The organism is Sporosarcina sp. D27, assembly GCF_000586555.1.
In the GTDB taxonomy this organism is placed as follows: Bacteria; Bacillota; Bacilli; order Bacillales_A; family Planococcaceae; genus Sporosarcina.
Window position 1 is genome coordinate 1 of record NZ_AZUC01000063.1, and the last position, 12,486, is coordinate 12,486.

General features: G+C 41.3%; 10 protein-coding genes and 1 pseudogene. 1 reads left to right on the top strand and 10 read right to left on the bottom strand.

The annotated features are described in order from the left end of the window. Window positions 1–83: 83 nt before the first annotated feature. Window positions 84–1,477 (top strand): annotated as a pseudogene (locus N693_RS20065) (IS1182 family transposase). Between the two features lie 243 nt (window positions 1,478–1,720). On the opposite strand, the gene N693_RS0117285 reads toward N693_RS20065, so the two are convergent. The 10 genes from N693_RS0117285 to ezrA form a co-directional block, all read right to left on the bottom strand. Beyond that, window positions 1,721–2,641, bottom strand: a complete 921-nt coding sequence (locus tag N693_RS0117285; protein ID WP_025786083.1) for a class I SAM-dependent methyltransferase — start codon at window positions 2,639–2,641, stop codon at window positions 1,721–1,723. 111 nt (window positions 2,642–2,752) lie between these two features. Further along, window positions 2,753–3,259 (bottom strand): thiol peroxidase, encoded by a 507-nt coding sequence (tpx, locus tag N693_RS0117290; protein ID WP_025786084.1) that lies wholly within the window; start codon window positions 3,257–3,259, stop codon window positions 2,753–2,755. A gap of 32 nt (window positions 3,260–3,291) precedes the next feature. Then, window positions 3,292–3,888: an RDD family protein gene (locus N693_RS0117295; protein ID WP_253271221.1), complete on the bottom strand. Its 597-nt coding sequence runs from the start codon at window positions 3,886–3,888 to the stop codon at window positions 3,292–3,294. Window positions 3,889–3,905: 17 nt separating this feature from the next. After that, on the bottom strand, window positions 3,906–4,916 hold the full coding sequence (gene sppA / locus N693_RS0117300) for a signal peptide peptidase SppA (RefSeq protein ID WP_025786086.1): 1,011 nt from the start codon (window positions 4,914–4,916) through the stop codon (window positions 3,906–3,908). 63 nt (window positions 4,917–4,979) lie between these two features. Then, a complete protein-coding gene (gene rarD / locus N693_RS0117305) occupies window positions 4,980–5,918 on the bottom strand; it encodes an EamA family transporter RarD (protein WP_025786087.1) in 939 nt (312 codons plus the stop codon). Window positions 5,919–6,044: 126 nt separating this feature from the next. Continuing rightward, entirely contained in the window at window positions 6,045–7,616 is a 1,572-nt protein-coding gene (gene mbcS / locus N693_RS0117310; protein WP_025786088.1) for an acyl-CoA synthetase MbcS, read from the bottom strand. A 142-nt stretch (window positions 7,617–7,758) separates the two neighbouring features. After that, a complete protein-coding gene (locus N693_RS0117315; RefSeq protein ID WP_025786089.1) occupies window positions 7,759–7,968 on the bottom strand; it encodes an alpha/beta-type small acid-soluble spore protein in 210 nt (69 codons plus the stop codon). Between the two features lie 254 nt (window positions 7,969–8,222). Beyond that, window positions 8,223–9,425 (bottom strand): tRNA uracil 4-sulfurtransferase ThiI, encoded by a 1,203-nt coding sequence (gene thiI, locus N693_RS0117320; RefSeq protein WP_025786090.1) that lies wholly within the window; start codon window positions 9,423–9,425, stop codon window positions 8,223–8,225. Then, complete coding sequence (locus N693_RS0117325) at window positions 9,412–10,557, bottom strand: cysteine desulfurase family protein (RefSeq protein WP_025786091.1); 1,146 nt, start codon at window positions 10,555–10,557, stop codon at window positions 9,412–9,414. The genes thiI and N693_RS0117325 overlap by 14 nt, the downstream gene beginning before the upstream one ends. Before the next feature lie 76 nt (window positions 10,558–10,633). Next, entirely contained in the window at window positions 10,634–12,331 is a 1,698-nt protein-coding gene (gene ezrA / locus N693_RS0117330; protein WP_037593637.1) for a septation ring formation regulator EzrA, read from the bottom strand. Between the last annotated feature and the right edge of the window lie 155 nt (window positions 12,332–12,486).

The following is a 12,486-nucleotide window of genomic DNA, read 5'->3' on the forward strand; positions in this document are numbered from 1 at the left end:
TTCGAGCTTCGCTGATCCCTCAGGAGTCGCAGCTCTCCGCTACAATCAACGGAATCTCCCAACTATCAAATGAGGTGATGGAAATGATGACGAAGAATCAAGTTAATGAACGGGAACAGATGGAAATGCTTACAATCGAACAGTTAGTTCCACAAGACCATCTGGTTCGTAAATTAGATGCAGCAATTGATTTTTTCTTTCATTTATCCATTGGTTGAAGATCTATATTCATTATTTGGGAGACCCAGCATAGATCCAGTTGTACTCATTAATATGACATTCATTCAATATACCTTTGGTATTCGCTCGATGCGTCAGACCATCAAAGAAATTGAAACCAATATGGCCTATCTCTGGTTTCTTAGATTCGGTTTTCACACAGAGGTTCCGCATTTCTCTACGTTCGGAAAAAACTACGTTCGCCGTTTTGCAGATACAGATCTATTCGAACAGATCTTTTATCGAGTACTAAAGGAAGTCGCAGATCGTGGGCTACTTAGCTCGGAACATGTTTTTATCGATTCGACACACGTGAAAGCAAGTGCAAACAAACGGAAGTTCCAAAAGAAAGTCGTCCGTAAAGAGAGCAGAGCCTAGGAGCAAAAGCTTCAAGAAGAGCTCAACATAGATCGTGAGAAGATCGGGAAGAAACCATTACCACCAGAGAAGTTTGAAAAGGACGAGCATAAAGAAATCAAGGAGTCTACAACGGATCCGGAAAGTGGCTACTATGTAAAAGATGAGCGAACAAAGCAGTTTGCTTATACCTTTCACGCAGCCACGGATGAAAGAGGATTTGTGCTCGCAAATATCATCACTCCCGGTAATGTCCACGATAGCAATATGCTTCAACCGCTGGTCCAGAAAATTATCGATAAGGTAAAACGTCCACTGGCTGTCACCGCTGACGCTGCCTATAAGACACCAGCTATTGCAAACTTTCTCCTAGAAAATCAGATATTGCCGGTACTTCCTTATAAACGGCCTATGACAAAGGAAGGCTTCCTCAAGAAAAATGAGTACGTTTATGATGATCGATTGTTATCTTTATCCAGAAGGACAAGTGCTCAATTATCGTACGACAACGAAGGAAGGGTATCGCCAATACGCATCGGCACCTTCCATTTGTGCATCTTGCCCAGTAATCGATCAGTGTACGAAAAGTAAAAATCAACAAAAGCTGATACAGCGTCATATCTGGCAAGACTATCTAGATGTAGCAGAAGACTTGAGACACCATTATGAAATCAAAGAAATATACGGGAAACGCAAAGAGACGGTTGAACGAGTCTTTGCCGATGCCAAAGAGAAGCATGGTATGCGATGGACAACCCTGAGGGGACTTAAAAAAATGTCTATGCAGGCGATGCTTACTTTCACTGCCCAAAATCTGAAGAAACTTGCCAACTGGACATGGATCCCACCTGTAAGGGGAAATGCACATACATATGGAATGTCCTGTGGGACATCGAGTTGATTGGAGAGCAGGGCGGCGACTCCTGGGGGATCAGCGCAGCGCGAAGACCCCGCAGGAGCAAAGCGACGAGGAGGCTGAGGGCAAGCCCCCTGGAAAGCGTCCGACCGGAACGGAGATCAACGGCTCTTGACCAGTTGCAGTTTTATACGAACAAAAATCAAAAGGGTTGGAAATCATTTCGATTTCCAACCCTTTTGTCTACAGTCTGAAGCGTCTTTCTCGTATGAGAAGGACGCTTTTTACTTATTTCTTATTTTCTTTTGTCCAGTCCTCCATCTTGTTAAAGAAAGAGATCATTGCTTGCTTGTCCGTCATATCTGGAACGGTAGCGAGTAATACATCTGGTGTTGGCATCGCTTGTTCTGATGGTTTTTGTAAAATCAGTAAACTTTTTGACTGAGCTGCATTCTTGAATAGTGTTTGTGGCAATTGTAAAATTCCACGAATAATCGTATGTTTTTTCAAATACGTGTGCAATTCACCCGATTGTGCAGACTCAAACAGTGAAGACGGAACAATGAAAATGCCATATCCTTCTGGCTTTAGATGATGAATCGTTTGTTCAATGAACAAATGATGAGCATATGCATGCCCTTCAGCAGGCATCATTTCGAAATTCAATGCATTTTCATCATCTGGATAATAGCCTACAGGTAAATCACATACTGCCAAGTCAACTGGATCCACAAGTAATGGACGCAGTGCATCTTGTACATAAATGCGAATGGTTTGTTCCATAAGATCTGCACCTGCAACGATCAATCTCGCTAATAACTCATCGATTTCCACAGCGACTGAAGAAGCTGGCACTTCCAGTGAATTCATAACGGTTAGCAGTAAATTGCCGGTACCCGCTGCTGGGTCTAGCAATTGCACCATTTCTTTTTGCGGTAGTAGGAAACTCGAGATACGCGCGATTAGCATCCCAATCGCATCTGGAGTCATCTGATGGTGAGGCTGCACGTTTTGTCTCATACCTTTTAAAATCGCAAGTTGTAATCCACGTCGGATCTCCTCTTTAGTGACATTCCCTTGTAGTTCAGGACTTGTCGTGCCTTCCGCCCAATTTTGACACGCTACGATGAGCTGCTCTAAGTAAAGTGACTCATCTTTACTAGCTGCTTCATCTAAATAAGTGAATATTTGTTCTGTATTTGTTTTCATCTCTAATCCCTCTACTTCCTTCTTTTCAATCCGTTATCCTACTCAACAGCCGCCATGAAAAACCCATCCGACAGCCGGATGGGTTTTCTGCAGGCAACAGTTACCTTACATTTACGCCTTCAATTTCTCCACAGCTTCCAAAGCCTCTTGGTAGTCCGGGTGATCAGTTACTTCACTCACGTACTCTGAGTAAGTAATTGTGTTATCTTTATCAATAACAAAAATCGAACGAGCAAGCAGACGAAGTTCTTGTATCGCCACTCCATACGCCTCTCCAAACGAAAGTTCTCGGTGATCCGATAGAATCTGGATATTTCCGATTTCTTCTGTAGAACGATAGCGAGCTTGAGCGAACGGGAGGTCAACGGAAATCGTCATTACTTCCACAGCGTCTCCAAACTTTCCAGCCTCCTCATTGAATCTATGTGTTTGTTTAGAACACACACCCGTATCAATTGAAGGAACAACGCTTATTAAACGGATTTTCCCTTTAGAATCATCAAGTGTCACAGGTTGAAGATCATTTGCTAATACTGTGAAGTTTGGAGCCTTGTCGCCCGCTTTCAACTGTTTCCCGACCAATGTAACAGGATTATTCTTGAATGTGATTGAAGTCATTAAGATTCTCCTTTCAGTATCCATCTATCTTACTAGATAGACTGATCGCCTTGCAACTGGCGACTCTCATCAATAGGTACTGTTTTAGCTGCATTCAGTTTTTCATAAATTTGCTCGTGAACGACTTCTGTATCCGCGAACAAGTCATGCAATGCTTCTTTACGGGGCATGAAGATGACAAGTAAATACGGAATCAGCAACGTTTTTGAAATATAACGACCGATGACTTCACGGAACAGAAGAGTTGCCCAACCAAGTGGCTCTCCAGATTTTTTGACGACTCGGATTCCCATAATCATTTTTCCTGCTGTTTGACTGAAATACTTTGTCATGAGCAAGAAGTACGCTAGAAATAATACTAGTAAAATGATTTTGTAAGGACTGTATAACAAAAAAATTGGATCTTTTATCGGGTAGTCGACAACCCGAAAGATTGGTTTTACTAACAAACCGCTGATTGCACCAACAATAATGATATCAATCAGATACGCCCAAAAACGGATCCAAAACCCCGCTAGTTTCTTCCTGTATTCTTGTTTTTGTGTCACTAAGGATCGTTGCTCTATCGGTTCTTGTTGCAATCGGGTTTCTTCTACTCGTTCTTCCGGCTGTTCCATTTGTTCAGACATTGTGTCAACACCTCCCCTTAACGTTCACCATACAAATACATCATGCGCGGTGCTTGATAGTCAGTCAGAAGTTTTTGGATCAACTCTGTCTCCGCATTCTTCTTAAACAATCCAGAGACACTCGTTCCAAATAAGGATGAAAAGCTATCAGTTGGAGTATATTCAAATACAGTAGGATTATTAAACCCTTGTTCTGTGATTAATGCATCGATGACATCCGGTAATTTCCCATAATCATCTGCAAGTCCCGCCTCAATCGCTTGTCGACCATTCATAATTCTTCCATCTGCTACTTTTTTGACATCATCCACTGACATACCACGGCCATCTGCTACGATACCCACAAACCGCTCATAGGAGTCGTTGATCATTTCTTGTAGCATATCTCGTTCTGCTTTTGTCATTTCACGGTTAGGGCTCATCATATCTTTGTACGGCCCTGTTTTGATCGTATTGAAGTCAATACCGATTTTGTCTGCAAGCTCCGCATAATTTAAACTTTCCATAATCACACCAATTGAACCTGTAATAGTCTCTGGGTGAACAAAGATTTTATCAGCAGGGGCTGAAATGTAATAGCCTCCAGAAGCTGCCATTGACCCCATCGATACGTAGATTGGAATATCTCGATTTTTCTGGATTGCAACAATTTCATCATAAATATCAGATGACTCCACAACACCTCCACCTGGAGAGTCTACGTGCAAAACAATTCCTTGTATTGTTTGATCTTCCTGAATATCAGCTAACTGATTCAAGAGACTCTGGTGATTGTATCCTGCTGCAGCAAACGGTGATGCAGGTCCTGTGTCTTGAATCACCCCACTTACATCCAATACTGCAATGCGTTCATTCGAATCACCTTGGTCCAATATCGTTTCCTCATAACTCGCTCCTGCCATTGCAAAGCTATCTTCAAAAAGAGCGTTAAAGTCTCTAGTGAATATGTACGATAGCGAGTTAACACCGATTGAAACAACGACTAAAGCTGCAGCCGAAATTAGTGCAATCCATCGTTTCGTTGACATTTCAAATTCCTCCTTTAGTTCATACTACGTGTACGTTCCACCAAACAGAATGTTTCATCCAATTTAAGATTGGTGTGAAGATTCCTGTTTTTGCAGACGCATCAACGCTCGTTTGTTTCTTACATAACGATGTATTTCAGGTACTGTGAACACTAATAGCGCCGTCCATATGAATGCAAAACTGAGCCATTCAAACTTACCGAACGATTCTCCGTAAATAGCAACTCCAATGATGAGCATCATTGTTGGAGCGATATATTGAAGGAAACCCGTGACGTAGAGCGGTATGGAAGGTACACCTTTCGCAAAAAATACTAACGGTAAAGCTGTTGCAATGCCTGTTAAAATGAGCAAAAAAATTGTCAATGGATCAGTATCCATTATAACAGCATCTCCTGTTGAAAAAATCCAGCCATATGCTAGAAGTGCGATTGGAACTGTAAACGCCGTTTCAATGGCAAGACCTCTTGTCGCATCTAGTTTAATATGTTTTTTAATCAGGCCATACAAAGCGAATGTAAATGCCAGTACAAATGCAATCCACGGGAAAACACCATAATGGATAGTCAGAATCGTAACTCCCACCGCCGCCAGAACGAAAGCCGCCTTTTGGTTGCGATTCAATACTTCTTTTAAGAATATAATTCCTAACAATACAGAAACTAATGGATTTATGTAATAACCAAGGCTCGCTTGCACGATAAAGTCATGATTCACTGCCCAAATATACGTAAACCAATTGATGGTAACGAGAAACGAAGCGGCACAGAGACTCCAAAATTGCTTTTGGGTCTTCCAAAGTTCTTGAAAGTCAATAATCAACTTTTTGCCTTGTCCCATAATTAGGATTGCCAGAACGGTTAAGAGGAATGCCCAGATGATTCGGTTCACTAAAATTTCTCCGCTACTCACGTGATACAGGCTTTTCCAGTAGATCGGCATGAATCCCCACAATACATATGCGGTGAACACCCAAAGTGCTCCTTGTTGTTGAGTTTTCAATTGTTTCACCCCTTTTGTCAGCATTTAGCTGCACGAAATATCTCTCAATTATACGGGGGCATGTTAGCAAGGTAAAGTCTTTAGCAAAGAAAAGGACTGAGATCATTAAAATCTCAGTCCTGATACTTACATCGTCTCTTGTTTTCGAAGTTGGACACGCATAATTTTCCCTGAAGCAGTCTTCGGTAGTTCATCGACAAATTCAATTTTCCGGGGATACTTGTATGGTGCAGTAAGTTGTTTTACATGATCTTGCAATTCCTTCACAAGTGCACTATCGTCTTTTTTAGAGGAATCCCTTAGGACGATGAAAGCTTTGACAACAGTTCCCCGAACCTCATCTGGACTTCCGATGACCGCACATTCCTTAACAGCAGGATGATTCGTAAGGGCGTCTTCGACTTCAAATGGACCGATTGTATAACCAGAACTAATAATGATGTCATCTCCACGGCCTTCAAACCAGAAATAACCATCCTCATCTTTCTTAGCTCGATCACCTGTAATGTAATAATCTCCTCGGAACTGCATGGAAGTACGTTCTGGATCTAGTAGATACTCTTTGAACAACGCAGGCGTTGAAACATGAACAGCGATATCTCCAACTTCTCCAACTTGAGCAAGTTCACCATCGTCATTAACGATTTCCACACGATTTCCTGGCGTTGGTTTCCCCATGGAGCCTGGTCTTGCCTCCATCCCGACCATTGTTCCAACTAGTAATGTGTTTTCTGTTTGTCCATAACCATCTCTTACTTGAAGAGAAAATACATGTTCAAAAGTATCGATGACTTCTTTGTTCAATGGTTCCCCTGCAGATACGGCACTACGTAATGAGGACATGTCATAACTGCTCAGGTCTTCTGCTTTCGCCATGAATCGGTATTCTGTAGGGGTACAACACAATACATTCACTTGATATGTCTTGATCATATCCATGTAAGTTTTCACGTCAAATTTGCCATTGTATACGAGTCCTGTTGCACCACTTCCTAGAACAGCAAGGAACGGTGTCCAAATCCACTTTTGCCAACCTGGCGCAGCTGTTGCCCACACCATATCCCCCTCTTGAATACCAAGCCAGTTCTCACCAGTCGTTCTAAGGTGAGCATAACCCCAACCGTGTGTATGAACAACACCTTTTGGTTTGCCTGTCGTTCCTGAAGTATACGATAAAAATGCCATATCACTGTCTTTTGTTGGTGCTGCCTCATATTGATCTGATACATTTTTCATTTCTTCCGTTAAGGAAATACTACCTTCTTTTGCTTTTCCTACTACAAACAAAGTAACGTCTTCGATACCACTCACTTCTGTCAACTGACTTGTAAATGCTTCATACGCAACAATCGCTTTGGCTCCGCTATGTTCTAGGCGATATTCAATGTCTGATGCGCGTAACATTTCTGAAGAAGGAATGACCGCAATTCCTGCTTTTAAAGCTCCAATATAGGCCACATACGCTTCAATTAGCCTTGGGACCATTACCAAAAGGATGTCACCCTTTTTTAACCCATTCGCTTCATAAACAGAAGCGGCACGATTTGCGTCTTCTATTAACTCCTCATATGTATAGTCTTTTTGATTTCCTTCTGAGTCGACGTAAATCAATGCTTTCTTATTCGTTCCATCTGCATACTTTTCAATCTCAGATACGATGTTATAACTATCTGGTGCTAACAATTCTTCTCTTTTCATGAAGGCTCCCCCTTTTTAACAGTATAGTCAGTATACATCTAAAATTTATTCAATTCAAAAATAAATAGTGAGTCATGATTAAAAAGTTTCTTCACATACTAAAAAAACTGTCCCCACTTTTGGGGACAGTCCAATCAGTTACTTATTTTTGGTAACCGTTCATTTGTTGTTGAGCTTGACGTACCAATCGCTTTGTAATTTCTCCGCCTACGGAACCGTTGGCACGCGATGAAGCGTCTGCTCCAAGCTGAACTCCAAATTCTGATGCGATTTCGTTTTTCATTTGGTCAAGCGCTTGTTGTACACCTGGTACAAGAAGTTGGTTTGAATTGCCGCTGTTTGTGTTTGCCATGTCGATGTCACCTCCCTTGTGAACATAGAATGTACCGTTTGGGAAAATTCATGCACAGAAAGGAATTGGTAACTTTTTCATATTTTGAAATGCTCTAATGGAGGTGTTGATTAGCGCTTCAGATCGGCACTTTCAAAGTATGATGCACAACATATAAGTCCGAAAAACCTTATTGAATATGAAGCGAGCATGGCCACTCGCTACTATTCAAAATCGTTGGTTAACTACTTGGACACACATTCAACCAAATTCATTTACAACAGGTCTCCAAACTCATCCGACTTTTCTTCAACGAAACAGTCAATAATTTTACGATTTTGAATCGCTTCAGTAATCATTGGTTCGAAGTCGATGAAGCTTTCGTAGTACTCGACTTTTTCTAGACGCGGTTTCGTTTTTGGACTAGATGGCGTGAAAACCGTACAGCAATCTTCAAAAGGTTGAATAGATGTTTCATACGTACCGATTTTTTTAGCCATTTCGATGATTTCTAATTTGTCCGTTGCAATTAGCGGACGGAGTATTGGTGTCGAAGTAACTGCGTTAATGGCTGTAAAACTTTCGAGTGTTTGACTAGCCACTTGTCCTAAGCTTTCTCCAGTTACGATAGCAAGTGCACCAATTTCTTTACGTAGCTGATCTGCAATACGTAGCATAATTCTTCTTGTAGACGTGATCGATACGTTCTCAGGGACTTGTTTGACAATCGCTTGTTGTATTTCAGTGAATGGAATGACGTGCAATTTTATCTTCCCGCCATATGCACTAATTTGGCGTCCTAGCTCAACTACTTTTTCTTGCGCTTGCTCACTTGTGAAAGGTGGGCTTGCGAAATGAATTGCTTCTATAGTGACGCCACGTTTCATCATTAAGTAACCAGCAACAGGACTGTCAATTCCACCAGACAACATAAGTAATGATTTTCCGTTGGAACCTACGGGCATACCACCTGCGCCTTTAAATACTTTAGAAGATAGGAACGAACCACCTTCCCTAATATCAATATGAAGCAAAATATCTGGTTTTTTTACATTCACCCTCAGATTAGAATGGGCTGTTAAAACTGTACCGCCGATTTCTCTCTGCAATTCACCTGTTACTAATGGAAATGATTTGTCTGTTCTTCGCACTTCGACTTTGAATGTTTTCTCATCAGTGTCCTCAGTTTCAAAAATCGCAAGCGCTGTTTGTTGAATTGCTTCAACAGTGGACTCACATTTTGCAATCGGACTATAAGATTGAATACCCGCAACATCGGATAACCGCTCTATCGCTTGTTTCAGGTCCTCACTTGTTGCATATAAAAACATGCGATCACGTTCCGCTTTTAGTTTAACCGATTGTAAATCGTGAAGCACTTGCTTAATATTCGTGGTCAGCTTTTGTATAAATATTTTTCGATTTCGCCCTTTTAGCGACATTTCTCCGTATCTTATGAGAAGTTCATTCCATATCATGATGTTTCATCCCTTTCTTAATCACCTTTAAAAATTCTTTAATCACTTGAATGAGTGTGTCTATTTCTTCTTCTGAATTCATTTTACCGAAGCTAATTCGAATAACACCTTTACGGTAGTCGTCCGGAACTTGGATGGCTTGGATAACGTGACTTACTTTGTTTGTTTTTGAAGAACATGCACTGGAAGTGGAAACCATGATACCTTGTGCTTGAAAATAATTAACAGCAACTTCGCCAGTGATCCCTCTAAATGCAACTGTAAAAATATGTGGAGCTCCTTTTACAGGTGAACAGATCCTAACAAGTTTTTCAGCATCCAAAAGGTTGCGCAACCGATTACTCCATCGTTTATAGTTAGGTAGGTTATTTTCTTCGATTACTATTCGAACCGCTTTAGCAAAAGCTACGGCTCCAGCTACATTAGCGGTCCCGCTTCGAAAACCTTTCTCCTGACCACCTCCAAAACTGATTGCTGCAGGCTCTTTAAATTTTTTCGTTACTAAGCAGCCAGTCCCTTTCAACCCATGGATTTTATGCGCAGAAAGTGTCACCGCATCCACCCATCCAGGATATGGTAATGGAAGTTTTCCAAGGCTTTGTACACAATCCGAATGGAATATTGCTCGGGAATTCTCGCGGATTACTTTCGAACATGCTTCAATAGGTTGGATGGTCCCAATTTCATTATTCACGTGCATGATGCTCACTAAAATGGTATCTTTTCTAATTTTCTGCTTCAGTTCTTCCAGAGATACCTCACCTGCTTCGTTGACAGAAAGGAAGTCAATTTCAAATCCTTCCTGTTGCAAATGAAGACATGCATTTCGCACTGAATCATGCTCAATTTCGGTTGTAATAATATGATTTCCACGGTGCTTAAGGCTGTTTGCAAATCCGATAACAGCCAAATTATTTGCTTCAGTACCGCCAGAAGTAAAAATTACAGAACTTTCAGAGTCTCCAGCAAGGGTGGCAATTTGCTTTCTGGCAGATTCTAAAAGCTGTTCAGCTTTGTTGCCAGCTTGATGAAGTGACGCCGGGTTCGCATAATACGTGCGGTTCACTTGAGTAAATGTCTGAAGAACTTCCTCTTCTGGTATCGTTGTCGCACTATTATCCAGATAAATCATCTTGAACTCGTCCTTTCATGCAACTTAAGCGCACAAAGCCACCTGCACTCAATGTGCGGGTGGCTGAAGGGTACGCTTACTGTACGTGTTCTTGTATTAACTCTTCAATTCGCTTCATTGCACCAGGTTCCACTTCTTCAACAGCCGTGGCTGCTTCTTCCAGAGCTTTTGCATACCGGAATTGTCTGAAAGCCATTTCCGCCTCCAACAATCTGGCATGCATGGCCGGATAAGATGCTCGATATCGGTTTCCATATTGAATGATTTGTTCAGTTAACAATGCATTCTCTAACATTTCATCAATTCTCGACACGACTTCATGAACTTCTTTTTCAGCGTTGTTTATATAGTCTTCAACAAGTGCCATGTTGAGCGGAACTTCTTCTAAACCATTTTTAACAATAAAGAGTTGTTCATCCGCTTCTTCTAAACGGACTTCGATATCATCTGGCACCCCAGGAATATTCGCTTTCAGAAGTTTTCGTTCAGCTTCTTGTAATGTCCTCGCGAGTTCTTCCAGGCGTGTTCTAACAGTTATTTCATCCGTACGCAGGCTCTTAATACGTTCCTGGAACGCAATTGTTTCCATTTCTACGCGATCTAACGTTTCAGCGACTGTGCGTAAGTCTAGTGCAAGTCCTGAGTAGGCCGACTCTCCATTCTCACCTTGACTAGTCAGCAGTTCAAACCGCTTCGTAGCTTCCGAGAGGTCAACGAGGAAGCCTTTAGGAATCGCCGCTTCTTTTTCGTCCAATCGGTAACTTTGTTGCACGAATAACGCCTCATCTGCAATTTCCTTAGAAAACGACTTGACTACCACTAGTCTGTTTGCAACTTCTTCATAAGTCTGTTCCATATACTGACGTTCTTTCACTTCTTCTTCGAGTGCATCATAGAAAGAATCAAAGCTTTCATCAAATTCAGCTAAACGTTTTTGAACGGGTTGAACATCAAGAATTTCCACCTTACCAAGCAATTCTTCTGATTCACGCTCTATTGCTGCTAAAGATGATTTTAAGTTTAAGTGTTCTAAATAGTAACCGTCATCCATCATTTCAGCTACACCATTTCGGAGTTCCCGAATTGTAGATGGAAGTTTACTTTGCAATTCATTTAGTAATGAAGGAATCTCTCGTATCAGTGGGAACAACTCATTCGCTTTGGATGCAACCGCAATTACATTTTCCCTCGCTTGCAAATAATTTCCATTATCCGTTAAGTCATCATATTCTTCAAACGCAGGTTGGAAATATTCAAGTTCTTTTTCTAATGCTGGAACGGTTCTTCCAAAAGAATGCTGATGGGCTAATACAGATTTCCGGGCTTCCCTGAATTCTTCTCTTAAGGATTCCATCTCTACTCTGTTTTTTTCTTCACTGCCTATCAGTTCATTCAATTCCTGTAAAATTGAATTTTTGCGTTCTTCACACACATTTAGTTGTTGTTCGATGTCTTTTTCAATTCCAGTTGCTTTTTTAAAGCGGAATCGATCGACCATTTCTTCGGTATCAAATAGTAAGGAATCGATTTTAGGAACGAGCACATCGACGACTTCCGTCCATTCGTTGCGCCACCGTTCAAATTTCTCCTCTGTTTGACCTGTCATATTCAGCTGTTTGACTTTTGTCATTTCCTCAAATATCGGTTCATGCTGGATTTGAAGCTTTTTATGCTCCAGCTTGCTGATTTCCTGGATATGCTTTCGTCTCAACAAAAACATTGCAACAGCCAGCACAATCACTATGATGATTGGAATGATGAAGTAGTTCACCATTGTCCATCCCCCTATTCCGCAACGACTCTACAATTGATAATACCTTATATAGTAACACGTTTAAAGGATTTTCGTGTTGAAAAAGGGCGAATCTTCGTCGAAAATTTGTTTACTTGTGTGAAACACCTCGAAAAATGTATGATTCTATTAGATAT